Genomic DNA, 18,590 nt, shown 5'->3' on the forward strand with positions numbered 1-18,590 from the left:
ACCCGCTATCGGCCATGACGGTGGACTATGTGCGTTTGCGCGACGGCTATGATATCAATGTCGTTGCCGACCGGGTCATCGGGATCGACGCCGATGCCAGGTCCGTCAGCCTGGCCGAAGGTCAGGCCCTCAGGTATGAGCGCCTGGTGTTGGCACCCGGCATCGCCACCCGTTTCGATGCGATTGATGGCTATGACGAAGCGGCGGTCGAGGTGATGCCCCATGCCTGGAAGGCCGGCGCGCAGACCCAACTTCTGCGCGATCAGATTCAAGCGATGGACGATGGCGGCACAGTGATCGTCGCCGTTCCCTCCTCGCCTTTCCGCTGCCCGCCGGGGCCCTACGAACGCGTAAGCCTGATCGCGCATTACCTCACGCAGTCCAAGCCCAAATCCAAGGTGCTGGTCCTTGATGCCAACAAAGGTTTCGCCAAACAGACCCTGTTCGAGGAAGGTTGGGAAAACCTCTATCCCGGCATGATCGAACGCATTTTCGGGGCAGACGCCGGCCGCGTGACAGGCGTGGATGTGAAAGGAAAAACGCTGATCTCTGCCGACGGTTCCAGGTATGCGGGCGATGTCGTGAACCTGATCCCCCCCGAGAAGGCCGGCGCCATCGCCGAAGCCGCGGGTCTGACTGATGATTCCGGCTGGTGCCCCGCTGACCCTGTGTCCCTGCTTGCGCGCGGACAGGAAAATATTCACGTGATCGGTGACGCGGCCTCAACCGGCCTGCCCAAATCCGCGACCGTCGCCAACAACCAGGCAAAAGTCTGCGCCGCCGCCATCGGATCGCTGCTTGCGGGCGAGCCGGTCGGTGATCCGGTCTACACCAACGCCTGTTACAGTCTTCTTGCCCCCGACTACGCGATTTCCGTCGCGACGATGTACCAGGTCAAACAGGGCAAGGTCACGCCGATTGAAAACGCAAGCGGCACAAGCCCGCTTGGGGCCAATCAGCGGTATCGCAGCAGGGAATCGAAAGACGCGCGCGGCTGGTATGCCAGCATCGTGGCCGATACCTTTGCCTGAAAAACCGCTGATGATTTGGCCAACCGGGGCTTCGCCCGACACCAAGGCACAATGCGAAGGGCGGCGGGGGGCGCCGGTCTTCGGCCCCAGTCGCCCGGGTGAACGGTCGAAATGCCGGTTGAACTTGGCAACGGTATGGTGACAGGATCGTGACGTGGATGGCGTCAGGTTGCGACGCGCCATATCGTCAATCATGCAGCGGCGCAGCACGCCTGCCGCTGGTGCGGCGACAGTCTTAACATGGGCTCTTGATCAAAGATTGCCCGCCTGCGGGCTGCACTTGAACCCAGGGAAAACGGTGGACCATGGAATTCAAGGACTACTACAAGACGCTTCAAGTTGAGCGCGACGCATCGCAGGATGAGATCAAGCGCGCCTATCGCAAACTGGTGCGCAAGTATCATCCGGATGTGAACACCGGTCCTGATGCTGGCGATGCAGAGCAAAAATTCAAGGACGTTGGTGAGGCTTACGAAGTCTTGCAGGATCCTGAAAAGCGGGCCGCCTACGACCGGCTTGGCGCCAATTGGAAAGACGGACAATCCTTCCGCCCACCCCCTGACTGGGACGAAGGGTTCGAATTTTCGGGGGGCGGATATACCGAAGCCGACCCCGATCAATTTGGCGCGTTCTTTGACGAATTGTTCGCCCGGCGTGGTCGGGCCCGGCCAGACATGCGCGGCGCAGGGCAGTTTCATGCGGCAGGTCAGGATCATCACGCGAAGATCTCGATTGATCTGGAAGCCGCCTACAAGGGCGGGTCAATGGACGTCGGGTTGCGCAAGCCCGAACTTGATGCGTCCGGTCATGTCGTTCTGAAGGAAAGGACCATCCGGGTGTCCATCCCCAAGGGCGTGTACGATGGGCAGCATATCCGGTTGGCCGGGCAGGGATCACCCGGCCTTGGCAAGGGGCCAGCGGGTGATCTTTATCTTGAGGTTGCGATCAAACCGACGCCAGGAATTCGCCTTGAGGGTAAGGATGTGATCATGGATCTGCCCGTCACCCCGTGGGAGGCCGCCCTTGGCGCGCGCGTCGATTTGGACGCGCCCGGCGGCCCCGTGCAACTGACGGTGCCAAAGCATTCTCAGACGGGCAGAAAGATGCGTCTCAAAGGGCGGGGCATACCGGGGAACCCGCCGGGCGATCTCTTTGCGGTGGTCAAGATCGTCATACCGCCAACAGAAACTGAAAAAGCGCGGCAGCTTTACGAACAGATGGCACGCGAGATGGACTATGATCCGCGCGCGGGACGGAAGGGCTAGGACGATGGCTTCAGACAATGAACTGGTTCCAACAGGAGAAATCGTGACCTCGGTCACGTTGAAAGAACTATGCCGGCTGGGCGGGTGCTCGGCCGATTGGGTGATCGAGTTGGTCGACGAGGGCATTCTGGAACCAGAGGGGCCTGATCCGTCCGTGTGGCGGTTCGCTGGTGCGAGCATTGCCGTGGTGCACCGTGTCCGGCGGCTGCAAAAGGACTTGGCGCTCAACCTTGCGGGGGTCGCCATCGTCCTTGTGTTGGTCGAGGAAAACGCGGCCCTCAAGCGGAGGCTATCTCAGTTTGATGAAGAAGCCGCACTTTCGATCTGGCAGCCGGGGCCGCAGCGCTAGCACCGATTACGACCCGGCCTCATGTTCGACGATTGATGAACGTCAATCGCCAGCGACCACGACCAGCTAAACAGCAACAAGACCGCAGGAGTCCGGACATGCCCATCGAACAGAATACTCACCCTACCACCTATATCAACGTTCCCGAAGCCGTCGGTGTTTTCGACAGTTTCGACACGCTGCAGCAGGCGATTTATGATCTGCGCATGGCCGGTTTCAGTCGCTACGACATCAGCCTGCTGGGAAGCAAGGATGCGATGACCGAAAAGCTCGGATCGGCCTATTGGCGCGCCGAGGATCTGGAGGATAACCCCGACGCGCCGCGTGCAGCCTTTGTATCCGAAGAGGCGATTGGTGAACTGGAAGGGGCGATTACGGGCGGCTTCTTTTTTCTTGGATCTTACATCGCGATGGCTGCCATGTTGACACCGCTGTCGGCACTGGCCGCGTCAATCGCCGCCATCGCGATCGGCGGCGGCCCGGCTGCGGTCATCGGCGCGCTTCTGGCGCGGCGCGTCGGCAAGCATCACAAGGATTATTATGCCGACCAAATCCGCAATGGCGGCATCCTTCTTTGGGTCAGGACCGCCGACAAGACCAAAGAGGATTTGGCGGTGAAGATCCTGAAAGGCCATTCGGGCCGGGATGTTCATGTACACAGCTGGAGCGAATAGCGTGCCGCCATTGATGAATGGCATCAAACTGAAAAGGACAAGAACATGACTGACAAAAGCAAGACGCTGGAAAACCTGCAGACGGCGCTGTCGATGGAACTGGCCGCAGTGAGCCAGTATCTGTTGCATATTCTGACAACCGATGATTGGGGCCTGGACAAACTGGCCGAAAAGATGCGCTCCGAGATGCATGAAGAACTGGGGCATGCCGAAGAATATGCCCGGCGCATGATTTTCCTCGGGGGTGTCCCGGAAATGAAACCCGCAAAGGTCCCGGCCCAGGCGCAATCCCTGCAGGACATGTTCGAGGCGGATCTGGCTGACGAAAAAGACGCCGTCAAATTCTATTCGCGTGCGGCGCGGGCAGCGGATCAGGCCGAAGATATCGGCACGCGCAACCTGTTCGAGCGCACTGCAATGGACGAAGAGGGCCATGTCGCCTGGCTCGAACTGCAACTGTCACTCTTGCGGCGTATGGGCGAACCCGCCTTCATCGCGATGCAAGTCGGCCAGCCCGAAACCGACTAGCCAAGCGTATCATCATCGGCGCCGAGCGCGCCGCTTTCCCAAGGAGGCCACGATCGAAAATGGCAGTCAATTCCAATAGGGCCCAGCCCGAAACCATCTTGGCGCGATTGCGAAAAATCTGGCTCTGGATCGGGATCGTGATGATCGTCCTGGGGGTCGGGGCACTGATCTTGCCGGTGCTCAGTTCGCTGATCATCGGCATCCTGATCGGCTGGCTCTTGTTCATAAGCGGCGTCGTTGCGGTTGCCTCGGCATTCACGTTCCGGGGGACGGGCCTGTTTGCCTGGCAGCTTGTCGGCGGCCTTGTCCCGCTGGTGGCAGGCGCGCTTCTGATCGTGTTCCCCGCGCAAGGTCTGATCGCGTTGACGGTGTTGGTGGGCATCTTTTTCCTGCTGTCGGGGTTTGCGCAATCCTCTTACGCGTTCTGGGTACGCCCCGCGCCTGGCTGGGGATGGCTGCTGGCGTCGGCTGTGGTCAGCATCGCGTTGGGATTGTTTGTCCTTGTGGCGCTGCCGGAAGCGTCTGCGGTGGTCCTTGGGATCTTGTTCGGCATTGATTTCGTCAGCACCGGCATTTCCATGGTTCTGATTGCCGTTTCGGTGCGGCCAGATGCCTGACAACACGCACCCACCTCATACCGCGCCGGGGCGCGCAATGATCGCCAACAAACGCCGCTGCGTTTCGCGCGCAAGGCAAGAACATGACCAATGGAAAGGAGTATAACGTGGAACATTATGCGAAGATCGCCAGCGAATATCACGCGGGATATGCTGAACTGACCGACGAAATCCCCGAAACGACCGCAGCTTTCGGGCGTTTGGTGATGGAGGCCACCACCGACGGTGCGCTGCCCACCAAGACCAAAGAACTGATCGCCTTTGCGATCGCGATCGCTGACCGCTGCGATGGCTGCATCGCGCATCATTCCCAAGCCGTGGTAAAAGCCGGTGCCACGCGGCGCGAAGTGGCCGAAATGATCGGGGTTGCCATCTTGATGGGGGGCGGGCCCGCCTCGGTCTACGGGGCGAAAGCACTGCAGGCCTTTGATGAGGCCGCTGGCCGCAAAGCCGCCGCCACATAGGTGGCCGTGCCGTCACGACCCTGAGGAAAACATCGATGGAAAAGCGAAGACAGTTCAACTGGAGCTATTGGCTGATCGCGGCCCTGATCTGGCTTGGGATACAGGCCTGGATCGGATATCGCGATGTCGTGACGCTGTCGTACAGTGATTTCATCGACAATCTGGAACAAGGCACCGTCGCCGAACTGACCGTGACGGAAAGCTTGATCGAAGGTCGCTTCAATGAACCGGTGGATGGGCGCACGCATTTCCTTGTGCGCCGTGTCGATCCTGATTTCGCGTCCGAATTGGCGCAATACGATGTTCTCATCAACGGGGCGTCGGATCAAACCTGGCTGACGACGTTGTTGTCGTGGGTGCTGCCTGTCCTGTTGTTCTTTGGTTTGTGGATGATCCTGATGCGCCGGATGTCCGGGTCTCAGGGGTTCGGAAGTCTCGTAAATATCGGCAAGTCGAAGGCCAAGGTTTATCTTGAAACGAAAACCGGCGTCACGTTTGAAGACGTCGCCGGGGTCGATGAGGCCAAGGAAGAACTGCAGGAAATTGTTTCGTTCCTCAGGGACAAGGAAAAATACGGACGTCTTGGGGCGCATATTCCCAAAGGTATCCTGCTGGTTGGTCCACCCGGAACAGGCAAGACGCTTCTGGCACGCGCCGTGGCGGGCGAGGCGGGCGTGCCGTTCTTCTCGATCTCGGGGTCGGAATTCGTCGAAATGTTCGTGGGCGTGGGGGCTGCGCGTGTGCGCGATCTGTTTGAACAGGCGCGTCAGGCCGCACCTTGCATCATCTTCATCGATGAATTGGACGCGCTCGGGCGCACGCGATCCGCCGTATCGGGCTACGGCGGCGGTGATGAAAAAGAACAGACGCTGAACCAGCTTCTGTCCGAACTTGACGGGTTCGATCCGCGGGTGGGAATTGTCCTTCTGGCGGCGACGAACCGGCCCGAGGTGTTGGATGCCGCGCTGTTGCGGGCAGGTCGGTTTGACCGGCAAATCGTCGTGGACCGGCCCGAGCGCAAGGGCAGGACGGCGATTTTGAAGGTTCACGCCAAAGGCATTGCCCTTGGCGACGACGTCGATCTGGATCAGGTGGCCGCGATCACCACGGGCTTTACCGGCGCCGATCTTGCCAACCTGATGAACGAAGCGGCCATCGTCGCGACCCGGCGGAACGGCGACAAGGTGACTATGGCCGATCTTACCGCTGCGGTTGAGCGGATCGTGGCCGGGGTCGAACGCAAATCGCGGGTTCTGGGTGAAGCCGAGCGCACGCGCGTTGCCCATCACGAAATGGGTCACGCCCTGGTCGCGGCGCATGTTGTCCATGCTGACCCGGTCCACAAGGTGTCAATCATTCCGCGCTCGATCGGCGCGCTGGGCTATACCATGCAACGCCCGACCGAGGATCGTTTTCTGATCACATTTTCCGAATTGAAAGACCGCATGGCCGTGTTGATGGCGGGGCGCGCCGCAGAGGCGTTGATCTTCGACGAAGTTTCGACTGGCGCCTCCGACGATCTGGCCAAGGCGACAGACATCGCGCGCGAATGCGTGACCCGGTTCGGGATGTCGTCTGACGTCGGTCAGGCTGTTCTGGAAGACAAACCGGGACAGTACCTCAACCAACAAGGGGCCATGCTGGCGGCCAAGGATTATTCCGAACAGACCGCGCGCGAAATAGACCTCGCGGTGCGTGCCCTGCTTGAAGCGGCCTTTGAACAGGCGACAACGGTCTTGGACGCGCATCTGGCGGATCTCAAGGCCGGGGCGCAGATGTTGCTTGAGCGTGAGACCCTAACGCCAGAGGATTTTCCGCCGATTTCGCGCAAAACCGACGCGCCCGCGGCGGATCAGGCGGCCCCGTTGGACACAGGGAAAGCTGAGGGGGGCGTACAATGACCGACAAGGTTTCCAGCCTGGTCCAGCGCATCCGCGATCTGGAATCAGAACTTGAGGAAGAATTCGACCAGCGGCGAACCGTCGTCAAATATACCGTCAAAAAGCACCGCGTTGTGTTCGAGAAAGAGGCGAGAGACCGCCATCTTGCGCTGCGCCAAACGCTATCGTCCTATCTGTCCGGGGCCCGGCCCATGGTCGTCCTGACCGCGCCGGTGATCTATTCGGTCATTGTGCCGCTTGTTCTTCTGGACTTGGTCGTGGCGCTTTATCAGGCGATCTGCTTCCCGGTCTACAGGATCGAAAAGGTCCGCCGTACTGATTACATTTCACTCGATCGCGGCCAACTCGCCTATTTGAACGGCCTGGAGAAACTGAACTGCATGTATTGTGGATATGGGAACGGTCTGCTGGCCTATGCGGGTGAAATCGCGGCCAGAACCGAAGCGCACTGGTGCCCAATAAAACATGCCGCGCGCATCAAGCGGCCCCATGGGCACTATCCTGAATTTGTCGAATACGGCGATGCGGAAGGGTTCATACGCCGAAAGAAAAACCTGCACGAAGCGACCAAATAGGGCACCGATTGCGCCCGGCAGCAGGATAGCTGCCCGGGGCAGCCGAGCCTTTCCGTCAAAGCGCGGCGAACCTTCACTGACGCAGAAGTACTGACGCAGAAGTTGGCTGCGCGCCGGGATGGATCCCCAAAGATCGAACACACTGTTCCCAAACGCACGCAAGGGCTTGGCGCGAACCCATGTTCTGCCGGTCGTTCCAGTCGGTCGCGGTGTATGAAAGGATGGTCATGTGATCGAAAATTAAAAAAGAAACGACGGGAATTTCCCCCTGTTTCGTAGAATGACTTTGGTCAATTCTTTACCGCACGGCTGCAGTAGCACCTGTGCAAATGCTCAATTGGATCAGCGAATGAACGAAACTCAGCGTGAAATCGAGGCCGCACTCGGTGTCGGAAAAACAAAACACCATCCCCTGAAATGGGCCGGATGGATCGGCGCCGCGGTCTTGGTCGCGGCGCTCGGCGTCTGGTGGATGCGCGGCGCCGAAGAACGCGCCCAGGTAACATACCTCACAGAACCGGTCAGCCGCGGCGACCTGACGGTCAGCGTTTCGGCGACAGGCACGATCGAACCGACCAACAAGGTGGAAATTTCATCTGAACTGTCGGGAACGATCGCCGAAGTCCTGGTGGATTATAACGATACCGTCGAAGCCGGTCAGGTGCTGGCAAGGTTGGACACGGTGCAGTTGGATGCACAGTTGGCTGTCCAGATCGCCAGTCACGCAGCCGCCGAAGCGCAGCTGGCCAGCGCCCGCGCCAGCCTGTTTGAAGCGCAAACGAACTACGATATGGTCCGCGAGCTGGATGAGCGCGGCGTGACCACGCAGGCCAACCTGACCGCATCCAAGGCGGCTTTGCAGCGCGCGCGCTCCAGTGTTGCCAGCGCCAAGGCCAACGTGGATCTGGCGCAGGCCCAGTTGGAATCGCAGCAGGCAATTCTCAGCAAGGCCACCATCGTATCCCCGATCAACGGTGTCGTGCTGGACCGCTCGGTTGATGCCGGGCAGATCGTGGCCGCCAGCCTGTCAGCGCCCGAGCTGTTTTCCATCGCCGAGGATCTGACCCAGATGGAGCTGCAGGTTGACGTGGCCGAAGCTGATATCGGGCGCATCAAAGTGGGGGACAAGGCTAGTTTCACCGTCGATGCCTATGATGACATGCTGTTTCCGGCCCAGATATCCATGGTGCGCTATGCGTCCGAAAGCACGGATGGTCTGGTCACCTACAAGGCGATCCTGTCGGTCGAGAATGACGATCTGTTGTTGCGCCCCGGCATGACGGCGACCGCGGATGTGATTGTCGCGCAGTATGACGACGTGTTGCTGGTGCCCAATGCCGCGCTGCGTTTTGCCCCGCCGCAAGTGATCGAAGTGGAAGCGTCGGGGAATGACAGCAGTGGCGGCGGCTTGTTGGGCCTGGTCATGCCGTCGCGCAACCGCGGCGACAATGCGCGGGCGGTGTCCAACAGCACGGTTTGGGTGCTTCGCGATGGCGCGGCGATCGAGATCCCCGTTGAAACAGGTGACAGCGACGGCTTGCAAACCATTGTCACCGGCGGCGATCTGGCAAGCGGCGATCAGGTCATCACCGATATGATCGAAGGCAATTAGGATGGCCGATGAAAAGGACGCCAGCGTGCCCGTTATCGCGCTGCGCAACATCGTGAAAACCTATGGCCACGGCGAAGCAGAAGTGCGCGCCATGGACGGGGTCAGCCTGTCGATCGAAAAGGGAGAGTTCGTGGCGATCATGGGGCCGTCGGGGTCGGGCAAATCGACGGCGATGAACATGATCGGCTGCCTCGACCGACCGACCAGCGGTGAATATCTGTTCAACGGCGTGCAGGTCGGAAATCTGACCAAAGACCAGCGCGCAATCCTGCGTCGCAACTACTTGGGGTTCGTGTTTCAGGGGTTCAACCTGCTGCCGCGCACCTCGGCGCTGGATAATGTGGAATTGCCGCTGATCTACAAGGGCGTTCCCGCCGCCGAAAGGCGTGCACAAGCGCTGGATGCCTTGGCAAAGGTCGGGCTGAAGGGGCGCGAACACCACGATCCATCCCAGTTGTCGGGCGGCCAGCAGCAGCGCGCGGCTATCGCCCGCGCTTTGGTCGGCAGTCCACAGGTCATTCTGGCGGATGAGCCGACGGGCAATCTTGATACAAAACTGTCGGTGGAAATCATGGAACTGCTGAAGCAGCTCAACGAACGCGACCACATCACCATTGTCATGGTCACCCACGAGGAAGACATGGCCGCTTACACCCAACGCGTCATCTGGATGGTCGATGGCCGGGTCGAACGCGACGGCCCGCCTGACGAGGTGTTCGATCACGAAAGGCACAGCGCATGATCGGGGGCATGATCTGGGAAACAATCCGTCTGGCGATCCAGGCGATCTTTCGCAACACTTTGCGCTCGATCCTGACAGTCTTGGGTATTGTCATCGGCGTGGCCGCCGTGATCGCCATGGTCACGGTCGGGCAAGGCAGTTCGGATCAGGTGACCGAGGATGTCGCCAAGCTGGGCACAAACGTCTTGATGGTGATGCCCGGCTCTGGCCAGGGCGGGCCGGGCAATAATTCCGTCTCGGCGCCGCTGGATCTCAAGGATGTCGAGGCGCTGATCGATCAGCTTTCCAGCGTGCGCACCGCCGCCCCCTACAACCAGACCAGCCTGAATGCCGTTTTTGGCACCGAAGACACCCGCACCTCGGTGGCGGGCACCGATAAACGGTATCTGGACGTGGTGGATTGGCCAATCGTGCTGGGGCGCGGGTTTCTACCCACCGAGGAAAGCTCGGGCAAAGCCGTTTGCATCATCGGCGAAACGGTGCGCCAGGAATTGTTCGGCAATACCGACCCGATTGGCGAAAAGATACGTCTCAACAACGTGTCGTGCGAAGTGATCGGCCTGCTCGAAGCCAAGGGGGCCTCAAGCTTTGGCTCGGATCAGGACGATATCGTGCTGATGCCGATCAAAGCGTTTCAACGCCGGGTCACGGGGTCGTCGGACATTTCCATGATCTATGTCGCGGCGGCGACCAACGTGTCGACCGATCGAACCCTGGTCGATATCGAAGCGCTGATGCGCGAACGCCGCCGGATCGGCGACGGTGAAGAAGACGATTTCAACGTGCGCGACATGAAGCAGATGGCGTCGATGCTGACAGGGATCACCGATGTGCTGACGGGCCTGCTATCGGCCGTGGCGGCTGTCAGCCTTTTGGTCGGCGGGATCGGGATCATGAACATCATGCTGGTGTCCGTGACCGAACGCACCCGTGAAATCGGCATCCGCCTGGCCGTCGGCGCCACTGCAAATCAGGTCTTGCTGCAATTCCTGGTCGAAGCGATCGTGCTGTCGATGATTGGCGGCATCGTGGGTATTCTGCTGGGCCTTGGGCTTGCCGCAGCGGCCGCCAGCTTTATGGCTATTCCGTTCAGTCCCGACCCGATCGTCGTGGCGATTGCGTTCCTGTTTTCAGCAGCCGTAGGGGTGATCTTTGGGTATTTCCCCGCGCGCCGCGCCGCGCGCCTGGACCCGATCGAGGCCCTGCGCCATCAGTGACACGAAACGGCAGGTGTGGGGGACAGGTGTGGGGCGCTTTTCAGGATATTTCCGCACCAGCCAAATGCAAAATAAATGGCGCCCGGCCTTGGCAGAGGTCCGGGCGCCATGCGTATCATCGGTCAGGGACGGTTTGATCAGGGACGGTTTGATCCGGGGCGATTTGATCAGTGCGCAAGAAAGACAGCTTGTTCCGTTTGATCGATGATCGCCCGTGTTGTTCCCCCGAAAACGGCTTCGCGGGCGCGGGAATGGCTGTAGGCGCCCATGACGATCAGATCAGCGCCGAATTCCTTGGACCGATCCAAAATGCACTGCCCAATCTCATGGCCGCCGCTGGGATACTGCTGAACCGTGACCTTGCAGCCATGATGGCTCAGCCATTTGGCCAGATCCACGCCGGGGTCTTCGCCGGCGCTATAGGCGGCCATGACCGGATCCACCATTCCGATTGTGATCTCGTCGGCCTGGCGCAACATGGGCAGGGCCTGATGCACCGCGCGCGCTGCGTGCAATTCCGGAGTCCAGGCCACGAAGATCCGCTGCGCTTGTGCAAGCTCTTTTGCTGTTGGAGAGTTCAGGATCATGCCAACCGGAGACTGGAACAAGATGCCATGGGCGGTGTGCCGAAAAAGGAAATCGGGGTCGCGCAAGTCATCGCTGACCAGCGCAAGATCACACAGCATGGCGCGCTGCGCGATGATATCGGAAAGCTGTGTCGGATCAGTGGCGATCACGGCAACCCCGCCTTTGATATCGTGTTGCTGAAGCAGCGTTTCGATCGCATCCTGCTTGGCGATCAGCGCGGCTTTGCTTTCGGACATGGCGTCTTGCCACTCAGGCGGGATATCGACCCCACCGTAAGGCGCCACGCCAACCGCATAAGCGGGGAATTGCGGCACTTCGCCGACAATGACGATGGCGACCTGCGCCGGGATGGCGCGAATGGTTTCCAGTTTTCGCGCAAGATCATCAAGGGGGGCGTCCTTGCCGACTGCGATTAGGATCGTGCTGTTTTTCATGGTGAGTTTCCTTTGACTTTCCTGAACTTCTGGGGCGCGTCCCCAAGCGTTCTTTGATGTTCGTCAATTGCCGGTCGGGGATCATGCAACAGGGCCCTGTCCGTCGCGCCGGTTGGGTCATCGCGCGTGCGACTACGCCCAAAGGCCGTTCGCCCGGCACCGGGGGGCTGATCGAAAAGCCGACATTCGCCAGTGCCTTGCAGATCTACTGTGGCGTCAGCCCCGGTTCACGAGAGTGGCGTCGGGATCAAACCGGGCTCGATTTGACCGTTTTCGTCGCGCGTTTCACAGTTTCAACGCTCTCTTCTACGGCTTCGACCTCATTTGCGGTCGCTGATGCGGCGCAAGCGGTCAACATTTCCATGTAGTCCTTTGCGTCTTCGGCAAGGCGCTCCATCGAATCGGCTTGCCAGCCTGACAAAATGCCCATCGCGGCCGTTGGGTTGTCGATGGCGTCTTCGGCCAATTGTTTGCTGGCCTTTAGCGCGGTTTGCGTTCCTTGGTGGCGTCGCTTGAACCAAGCGCTTGAAAACTTTTCGAGTTCTTTCAAAAACGTGTCCTGAGCCTGCCAGAAATGGGTGCTTTGGACCCCGATGGCTGGCACGGCGGCAAAAACGGATGGCGTCGATTTTGCCATCTCTTGCATGCTGGCGAGTGTCTTGCTGAGGTTCGTCATTTTCGTCTCCTGTTTTGCGGTGCAATTGGGCGGGCGACAGCGCCCTGCGGGCGGGCAAGTGTGATCCACAGTTGCCTGCTCTGTATTGCAATTCTGGCGAGGTACTGATTGACAAACGTCAATGCCCGGATGCGGGCGCCTAGCGTCAGAGCGCGGATGTGACCTGCAACAGCAACAGGCCCGAGCGCCGCTCGTCGGACAGGACCGTGTCGTCATCAATCAGCGCTTGCAGAAACGAGATCGCCGTCGGAGACGTCATCGCGGTCAGGTGGTTGCGCGGATCGCCTCCGGGGGCATCAGACAAATCGATCACGACGATGTCCAGGCTTTCCAACTTCTCGATATCGCTGCCTTCGCCCAGACGGGCCTGGCCGCCGGCCAGACGTTGAGACAGGTGCAAAAGACGGTCTTTTTGCGAAACAACGATAATCGTTTCTGACGGAAGTGTGCCGCGCGGCGCGATCTGGGACAAAAAGACATCCATCCCGATGTCCGGTGAAATAAGGACCATGCCGGCCAGCCTTTGGGCAAGCGTGTTCCCGGTCAGCGCAGCTTGTCGCATGACCTCCATCACAAGCAAGGCGCCCATGGAATGGGCCGCGACAAGGACACGGTTCGGAAATCGTGTGGACAGTCGGTCGAGAAAGCGCAGAAGACCATCGCGCGAGATCAGGACATTGTCCCGGTCCGCCACATATCCCAGCGGCTTTCCATCCGAGGGCCAGACATAGGTGATCTGGGGTGACGCCAGCCCATAGTCAAAAGCGATCTGCGCATGCCGGTAGAGCGCCTCTGAGTAGCTGTTGTTATAGCCATGAACAAACACGCCAATTTCGTCTTCTGGCCCCAGCCGCGCGGCGATTTCTTCGAACATTCGCTCTTCGGCCTCAAGGTTGACCAGATCGGCAATGCCAAAACTGGTGCCAGGGTCGCCTTTGACCGTTGGCCATTCCACCTGTCCGACGCGATGGCTCGGCGGGATCGCGACCTCATAGCGCGCGAAAGAAGAGATCGATTCGAACCTGTCACGATAGTCAGGCGCGACCAAGGCCCGTGCAGACGGTTCCACCGAAACGGCCCAGAGCGTTTGGGTCATGCCGTTGCCAAGGTCGGGCGTCGCGACGAGAAGCCCACGGGGCGTACACGATGCCAGCAAAGACCCACCAAGCCCACCAAGCAATGCGCGGCGGGTCAGACCGCTGGGACTTGGGGCCATCTCAACCATTTCGTCTGTCGATTGCATTGGGAAACGTCACAGCCTGTCACTCCGTCGCCGATGCCGCTGTTGCAGGCAAAGACGCATTTATGGCACACCCGCGCCCCTTTGCAACTTGCAAAGACAGCCAACCAGCCGCGGATTGCTGCACCGCCTGCGCGCGGAGCGCGTCACCAGCAGAGGCTTTGCCTGCGACAAGTGCCGCCGGCTGGCCGCCGATTGTTGCGGTGGTGTCGCCCCACGAAGGCGGGGCGATTTCCACCCCGGCGCCATTGGTGCAAGCGGTGAAGCGCGGTTCAGCGGCGCCGTTTGCGGCCGGATATCTGAGAACGGCGCTCCGCGTCAGTTCCTTGTCCCTCATTTGGCGCCGCTTTTGCTTTCGCCGCTTTAGGCCATATAGCTGCCGCCGTTCACGTTCAGCGTTGCGCCCGTGATAAAATCGGCATCCTCACTGACAAGAAAGGCAACCGCGCGCGCGATATCGGGCGGCTGGCCAAGACGGCCCACCGGCGTTGCGTCGATGATCTGCTGCACGATGTCCTTTGGCACGGCGGCCACCATGGCGGTGTCACAATAGCCGGGCGCGATGGCATTGACCGTGATGCCCTTGGCCGCAGATTCTAACGCAAGTGCCTTGGTGAACCCGATGATCCCGGCCTTGGCGGCCGAATAGTTCGTTTGACCGAACTGCCCTTTTTCACCGTTGATCGAGGAAATGCTGACAATGCGCCCGAACCCGCGTTCACGCATTCCCGGCACGATGGCGTGGCACATGTTGAACACCGATCCAAGGTTGGTGTTGATCACCGCGCTCCATTGTTCATGCGTCATGTGGTGCAGGGTGGCGTCGCGGATGATGCCGGCGTTGTTGACAAGCACATCAATTGGCCCAACCTCTTTCTCAACCCGCGCCACGCCCTCGGCGCAGGCTGCGAAATCCGACACGTCCCATTGGAATGCGGCGATCCCGGTTTCGGCGGTGAACGCCTTGGCCGTGTCATGTCCGCCAAAGTAATTGACCGCGACCTCAAACCCCCGATCCTTGAGCGTTCTTGCGGTTTCCGCGCCCAGTCCCCTGGTGCCTCCGGTGACAAGTGCGATACGTTTCATGCGTCAATTCTCCTGAAAATGGGTGGGGCGGACGGGCCGCTCAGTTGATCACTTCAAGCGCCAGCGCGATCCCCTGACCGCCCCCGATGCAGAGCGTGACAAGACCGCGCTTGATGCCGTCGCGCTTCATGGAATGGGCCAGCCGGGTGGTCAGGATTGCGCCGGTCGCCCCGATCGGATGGCCATGGGCAATTGCCCCGCCTTCCACGTTCACCACGTCCTGCGGCAGGTCCAGTTCCCGCGCCACCGCGATGGCGATGACGGCAAAGGCCTCGTTGATTTCAACCCGTTGCAGATCGCCGACGGTCCAGCCCGCACGATCCAGCGCCTGTCGCACGGCGGGCACCGGGCCAAGCCCGAACATGCCCGGCTCGACCGCGCCAACACCATAGGACACCAGGCGGACCAGCGGCGCGGCGCCGTGTGTTTCGGCCCATCCGCGTTCGGCCACGATCATCGCGGCGCCCGCGCTGTTCAGACCGGGGGCGTTGCCCGCAGTAATGGTGCCGTCCTTGCGAAAAGCGGGCCGCAGCTTTGCCAGCGACTGCGCCGTCGTTTCGGGGCGATTGTGTTCGTCTTTCGCAAAAGCGGTCGTGCCGCCGCGCGATTTGATGTCAAACGGCGTAATCTCGTCCTCAAAGCGTCCCGCCGCCTGCGCCTCGGCAAAGCGCTGCTGCGAACGTAAGGCCCATTGATCCTGTTCCTCGCGGGTGATCTGGCATGTGTCTACCAGATCTTCGGTGTGCCAGCCGGAATGCTTGCCCGAAAAGGCGTCGTTCAGCCCGTCGCGCAGCATGCTGTCATGAATTTCGGCCGGGCCCATGCGGTAACCCCACCGCCCGCCATCCAGCAGATACGGCGCCTGATCCATGTTCTCCATACCGCCCGCCACGGCGCAGGCGATATTGCCAAGCCAGACCTCTTGTGCGGCCGAGGCGATGGCCTGCGCGCCCGAACCGCACACCCGGTTGACGGTCATGGCGGGCACATCGACGGGGATGCCGCCCCCGATAGAGGCTTGCCGGGCCGGGTTCATCCTGGCCCCGGCCTGGATGACCTGGCCCATCACGACGCCATCGATCGCCGCACTGTCGAGCCCGGCGCGCTCAAGGCACGCCCTGATCGCGGCCGCGCCCAGATCGGTGGCTGGCGTGTTCTTGAGCGTTCCGCCGTAGGTTCCGATGGCTGTGCGCACCGGGGCGCAGAGGACGACGTCTGTGCTGGTCATGGGGCTGATCCTTTGTTCTCAAATGTTCCTGTTTAATGAGGCGACGTGATGGCCGCCATCGACGTAGGTGATGTCGCCCGTAACCATGGCGGGCAGATTATTGACACGGGCGGTGGCCACTTGGCCGAAATCCCCAAGGGTCACGGGGCTTTGTTCGGGCGCGCGCCTTGGGGCGTCATCGATTCCGTCGCAAAAATGCCCATAGCCCGATCCCAAACATTGGCTGACCGGGCCATGCCGGTCGGTCTTGGGACAGAGCGCATTGGAAAGCCGATTGGCGATCCCCGAAACCAATCCGCCTTTGCCTTTGGTATGGGGGACCGTCATCGGATATCACTCTTGAAAAACATAGGTGCCGGGGGCGTCGCACAGCGCGCGATACCCGGCGTCGCTTGCGCCCAGTGGCGGCGGGTCTGTCGGCTTGCCGGAATGCTGGGCCAGCCAATCGCTCATCGCCGGCCACCATGACCCGTCGGTGGGGTCATTCTCGGCCATCCAGCGATCCGGGCCGGTATAGGGCGCGTCCTTGGCCCGCGTCGCGATGCGGTAGTGGCGATGGGGATGGCCGGGTTCGGACACGATGCCCGCGTTGTGCCCGCCGCTGGTCAGCACGAACGTCACATCGGTGTCCGACAGCAGGTTGAACTTGTAAACCGAACGCCACGGCGCCACGTGGTCGCGTTCGGTTCCCACCAGAAACACAGGCGCGCGAATATCAGACACCGTCACCGGTCGATCCGCCACTTTATAGCGCCCTTCCGCGAAATCGTTGTTCAGGTAAAGCCGGCGCAGGTATTGGGAATGCATCCTGTAGGGCATGCGCGTGGCATCCGCGTTCCACGCCATCAGGTCGATCATCTGGGTGCGTTCGCCCATCAGGTAATCGTGGATCATGTAGGACCAGATCAGATCGTTTGACCGCAGCAGCTGAAACGTCCCGGCCATTTGGGTGGTGTCCAGATAGCCCTGGTTCCACATCATGTCTTCGAGAAAGGTGAGCTGGCTGTCGTTTATGAAAAGCTGCAATTCGCCGGCTTCGGTGAAATCGGTTTGCGCGGCCAACAGGGTCAGCGTCTTGAGCCGCGTGTCGCCATCGCGTGCCAACGCAGCCGCCGCAATCGACAACAGCGTCCCGCCAAGGCAATAACCGATGGCGTGCACCTGATCGCTTTGCGCAATGGCCTGCACCGCGTCCAAGGCGGCGATCACCCCGTGCGACAGGTAGTCGTCCATACCAAGATCGCGGTCCTCGGCATCGGGGTTCATCCAGGACACCATGAACACGGTAAAGCCCTGATCGGTCAGGAATCGGACCATCGAATTGGTCTCGCTCAGATCGAGAATGTAATATTTCATGATCCAGGCGGGCACGATCAGGATCGGCTCGGGGCGCACCTTTTTGGTCGTCGGGGCATATTGGATCAGTTCGATCAGACGGTTGCGCAAGACCACCTTGCCGGGCGTGGTGGCCAGGTTCTGGCCGACCTTGAACGCCTCGGTTCCGACGGGTTTTTGACCCGTGCTCACGCGCGTGACGTCCTCGACCATGTTCTGCCAGCCGCGCACAAGGTTCCACCCGCCGCCCTGCACCGTCTTTTGCAACACATCCGGGTTTGTCAGAATGGAATTGGACGGCGAAAAGACATCGAGGATCTGGCGCGCGACGAATTCCATCACGTTCTCGTGCTGCTTGGTCATGCCTTCGACGCCGGTCGTGGCGTTGTGCCACCATTGCTGGTTCAGCAGAAAGCCCTGATGGATCACATTGTACGGCCATGTCTTCCAGGCCGCGCTGCGAAACCGCCTGTCCTGTGGCAAGGGTTCGATACAGGTCTGCGGGGCGTCCGGATGGATGGCGCAGGTGGCTGCAAAGCGGGCCAGTTTCCCGGATTTCTTTACCGCCTTTTCAACAAGTTGAAGTTGCTTGCCGGGCGCGGTGGCAAGGTGCAGGGCCCAGTCCGAATAAGCGGCCGCAAGCGCAATGGGCGATAGCCCCGCAGTAGACTTCGCGATCGCCGCCTTGAGCCCTTTGTCCAAGGCCTCTTCCATGGTCGTGTGTGCGTGGGGCAATGGATTGCTGCTCATTGCAGCATCGGTTGTTTGGGGCGCATATTTGGTTGCCTTTCGCGGCCCCGTTTGCGGTGAAGACTGATCGTGCCGTGTGGTGACGCCCGCCATCGGTTGGCCCTTCCAAAGAATCCTGAAAAGCGCGAACAGGTCGCGTTTCTTCCTTGGTACTGCAGCGCAGCATTCGACGATTGACGAACGTCAATCGCCAGGCGCGTGCAGATGTCAGATGCGATGGTCGCAACGATGCACGGGGCTTCTTACGCCAGTTGCTTCAGGGGCAGCAGCGATGGGGG

General features: G+C 60.4%; 19 protein-coding genes. 12 read left to right on the plus strand and 7 right to left on the minus strand.

Annotated features, from left to right (window positions below; genetic code table 11):
- The first annotated feature begins 14 nt into the window (after window positions 1–14).
- The 12 genes from ACP2AV_RS01865 to ACP2AV_RS01920 all read left to right on the plus strand — a co-directional run bounded on the left by ACP2AV_RS01865 (window position 15) and on the right by ACP2AV_RS01920 (window position 10,975).
- Window positions 15–1,031: an FCSD flavin-binding domain-containing protein gene (locus ACP2AV_RS01865; RefSeq protein WP_426370952.1), complete on the plus strand. Its 1,017-nt coding sequence runs from the start codon at window positions 15–17 to the stop codon at window positions 1,029–1,031.
- Window positions 1,032–1,336: 305 nt separating this feature from the next.
- On the plus strand, window positions 1,337–2,296 hold the full coding sequence (locus tag ACP2AV_RS01870; protein WP_426370953.1) for a DnaJ C-terminal domain-containing protein: 960 nt from the start codon (window positions 1,337–1,339) through the stop codon (window positions 2,294–2,296).
- Window positions 2,297–2,300: 4 nt separating this feature from the next.
- Complete coding sequence (locus ACP2AV_RS01875; RefSeq protein WP_426370954.1) at window positions 2,301–2,645, plus strand: chaperone modulator CbpM; 345 nt, start codon at window positions 2,301–2,303, stop codon at window positions 2,643–2,645.
- A gap of 98 nt (window positions 2,646–2,743) precedes the next feature.
- Window positions 2,744–3,319 (plus strand): hypothetical protein, encoded by a 576-nt coding sequence (locus tag ACP2AV_RS01880; RefSeq protein WP_426370955.1) that lies wholly within the window; start codon window positions 2,744–2,746, stop codon window positions 3,317–3,319.
- A gap of 45 nt (window positions 3,320–3,364) precedes the next feature.
- Complete coding sequence (locus ACP2AV_RS01885) at window positions 3,365–3,847, plus strand: bacterioferritin (RefSeq protein ID WP_426370956.1); 483 nt, start codon at window positions 3,365–3,367, stop codon at window positions 3,845–3,847.
- Window positions 3,848–3,906: 59 nt separating this feature from the next.
- On the plus strand, window positions 3,907–4,464 hold the full coding sequence (locus ACP2AV_RS01890; protein WP_426370957.1) for an HdeD family acid-resistance protein: 558 nt from the start codon (window positions 3,907–3,909) through the stop codon (window positions 4,462–4,464).
- An 83-nt stretch (window positions 4,465–4,547) separates the two neighbouring features.
- Window positions 4,548–4,928: a carboxymuconolactone decarboxylase family protein gene (locus ACP2AV_RS01895; RefSeq protein ID WP_426370958.1), complete on the plus strand. Its 381-nt coding sequence runs from the start codon at window positions 4,548–4,550 to the stop codon at window positions 4,926–4,928.
- Between the two features lie 35 nt (window positions 4,929–4,963).
- Complete coding sequence (gene ftsH / locus ACP2AV_RS01900; RefSeq protein WP_426370959.1) at window positions 4,964–6,829, plus strand: ATP-dependent zinc metalloprotease FtsH; 1,866 nt, start codon at window positions 4,964–4,966, stop codon at window positions 6,827–6,829.
- On the plus strand, window positions 6,826–7,404 hold the full coding sequence (locus ACP2AV_RS01905) for a hypothetical protein (RefSeq protein WP_426370960.1): 579 nt from the start codon (window positions 6,826–6,828) through the stop codon (window positions 7,402–7,404). The genes ftsH and ACP2AV_RS01905 overlap by 4 nt, the downstream gene beginning before the upstream one ends.
- Before the next feature lie 349 nt (window positions 7,405–7,753).
- Window positions 7,754–9,016, plus strand: coding sequence for an efflux RND transporter periplasmic adaptor subunit (locus tag ACP2AV_RS01910; RefSeq protein ID WP_426370961.1), 1,263 nt, complete (start codon window positions 7,754–7,756; stop codon window positions 9,014–9,016).
- Window position 9,017: 1 nt separating this feature from the next.
- Complete coding sequence (locus ACP2AV_RS01915; RefSeq protein ID WP_426370962.1) at window positions 9,018–9,758, plus strand: ABC transporter ATP-binding protein; 741 nt, start codon at window positions 9,018–9,020, stop codon at window positions 9,756–9,758.
- Window positions 9,759–9,766: 8 nt separating this feature from the next.
- On the plus strand, window positions 9,767–10,975 hold the full coding sequence (locus tag ACP2AV_RS01920; RefSeq protein ID WP_426370963.1) for an ABC transporter permease: 1,209 nt from the start codon (window positions 9,767–9,769) through the stop codon (window positions 10,973–10,975).
- 167 nt (window positions 10,976–11,142) lie between these two features.
- On the opposite strand, the gene ACP2AV_RS01925 is transcribed toward ACP2AV_RS01920, so the two are convergent.
- From ACP2AV_RS01925 to ACP2AV_RS01955, 7 genes are all read right to left on the minus strand, one after another.
- Window positions 11,143–11,997, minus strand: a complete 855-nt coding sequence (locus tag ACP2AV_RS01925) for a universal stress protein (RefSeq protein WP_426370964.1) — start codon at window positions 11,995–11,997, stop codon at window positions 11,143–11,145.
- A 247-nt stretch (window positions 11,998–12,244) separates the two neighbouring features.
- Window positions 12,245–12,673, minus strand: coding sequence for a hypothetical protein (locus ACP2AV_RS01930; RefSeq protein WP_426370965.1), 429 nt, complete (start codon window positions 12,671–12,673; stop codon window positions 12,245–12,247).
- A 145-nt stretch (window positions 12,674–12,818) separates the two neighbouring features.
- Entirely contained in the window at window positions 12,819–13,769 is a 951-nt protein-coding gene (locus ACP2AV_RS01935; protein ID WP_426370966.1) for an alpha/beta hydrolase, read from the minus strand.
- Window positions 13,770–14,276: 507 nt separating this feature from the next.
- Entirely contained in the window at window positions 14,277–14,999 is a 723-nt protein-coding gene (gene phbB / locus ACP2AV_RS01940; RefSeq protein ID WP_426370967.1) for an acetoacetyl-CoA reductase, read from the minus strand.
- Window positions 15,000–15,039: 40 nt separating this feature from the next.
- Window positions 15,040–16,227 (minus strand): thiolase family protein, encoded by a 1,188-nt coding sequence (locus ACP2AV_RS01945; RefSeq protein WP_426370968.1) that lies wholly within the window; start codon window positions 16,225–16,227, stop codon window positions 15,040–15,042.
- 18 nt (window positions 16,228–16,245) lie between these two features.
- Window positions 16,246–16,554 (minus strand): hypothetical protein, encoded by a 309-nt coding sequence (locus tag ACP2AV_RS01950; protein WP_426370969.1) that lies wholly within the window; start codon window positions 16,552–16,554, stop codon window positions 16,246–16,248.
- Window positions 16,555–16,560: 6 nt separating this feature from the next.
- Entirely contained in the window at window positions 16,561–18,312 is a 1,752-nt protein-coding gene (locus ACP2AV_RS01955; RefSeq protein ID WP_426370970.1) for a PHA/PHB synthase family protein, read from the minus strand.
- Between the last annotated feature and the right edge of the window lie 278 nt (window positions 18,313–18,590).

Source organism: Aliiroseovarius sp. PTFE2010, assembly GCF_049943335.1.
GTDB lineage: Bacteria > Pseudomonadota > Alphaproteobacteria > Rhodobacterales > Rhodobacteraceae > JBNFVY01.

Excerpts from the sequence above, each read along its gene's own strand:
- ACP2AV_RS01885 (WP_426370956.1), top strand. The coding sequence starts at position 3,365 with ATGACTGACAAAAGCAAGACGCTGGAAAACCTGCAGACGGCGCTGTCG.
- ACP2AV_RS01925 (WP_426370964.1), bottom strand. The coding sequence starts at position 11,997 with ATGAAAAACAGCACGATCCTAATCGCAGTCGGCAAGGACGCCCCCCTT.
- ACP2AV_RS01910 (WP_426370961.1), top strand. The coding sequence starts at position 7,754 with ATGAACGAAACTCAGCGTGAAATCGAGGCCGCACTCGGTGTCGGAAAA.
- ACP2AV_RS01935 (WP_426370966.1), bottom strand. The coding sequence starts at position 13,769 with ATGACCCAAACGCTCTGGGCCGTTTCGGTGGAACCGTCTGCACGGGCC.
- ACP2AV_RS01955 (WP_426370970.1), bottom strand. The coding sequence starts at position 18,312 with ATGAGCAGCAATCCATTGCCCCACGCACACACGACCATGGAAGAGGCC.
- ACP2AV_RS01890 (WP_426370957.1), top strand. The coding sequence starts at position 3,907 with ATGGCAGTCAATTCCAATAGGGCCCAGCCCGAAACCATCTTGGCGCGA.
- ACP2AV_RS01880 (WP_426370955.1), top strand. The coding sequence starts at position 2,744 with ATGCCCATCGAACAGAATACTCACCCTACCACCTATATCAACGTTCCC.
- ACP2AV_RS01950 (WP_426370969.1), bottom strand. The coding sequence starts at position 16,554 with ATGACGGTCCCCCATACCAAAGGCAAAGGCGGATTGGTTTCGGGGATC.
- ftsH (WP_426370959.1), top strand. The coding sequence starts at position 4,964 with ATGGAAAAGCGAAGACAGTTCAACTGGAGCTATTGGCTGATCGCGGCC.
- ACP2AV_RS01930 (WP_426370965.1), bottom strand. The coding sequence starts at position 12,673 with ATGACGAACCTCAGCAAGACACTCGCCAGCATGCAAGAGATGGCAAAA.
- ACP2AV_RS01870 (WP_426370953.1), top strand. The coding sequence starts at position 1,337 with ATGGAATTCAAGGACTACTACAAGACGCTTCAAGTTGAGCGCGACGCA.
- ACP2AV_RS01875 (WP_426370954.1), top strand. The coding sequence starts at position 2,301 with ATGGCTTCAGACAATGAACTGGTTCCAACAGGAGAAATCGTGACCTCG.
- ACP2AV_RS01905 (WP_426370960.1), top strand. The coding sequence starts at position 6,826 with ATGACCGACAAGGTTTCCAGCCTGGTCCAGCGCATCCGCGATCTGGAA.
- ACP2AV_RS01920 (WP_426370963.1), top strand. The coding sequence starts at position 9,767 with ATGATCTGGGAAACAATCCGTCTGGCGATCCAGGCGATCTTTCGCAAC.
- ACP2AV_RS01895 (WP_426370958.1), top strand. The coding sequence starts at position 4,548 with ATGACCAATGGAAAGGAGTATAACGTGGAACATTATGCGAAGATCGCC.
- ACP2AV_RS01945 (WP_426370968.1), bottom strand. The coding sequence starts at position 16,227 with ATGACCAGCACAGACGTCGTCCTCTGCGCCCCGGTGCGCACAGCCATC.
- ACP2AV_RS01865 (WP_426370952.1), top strand. The coding sequence starts at position 15 with ATGACGGTGGACTATGTGCGTTTGCGCGACGGCTATGATATCAATGTC.
- phbB (WP_426370967.1), bottom strand. The coding sequence starts at position 14,999 with ATGAAACGTATCGCACTTGTCACCGGAGGCACCAGGGGACTGGGCGCG.
- ACP2AV_RS01915 (WP_426370962.1), top strand. The coding sequence starts at position 9,018 with ATGGCCGATGAAAAGGACGCCAGCGTGCCCGTTATCGCGCTGCGCAAC.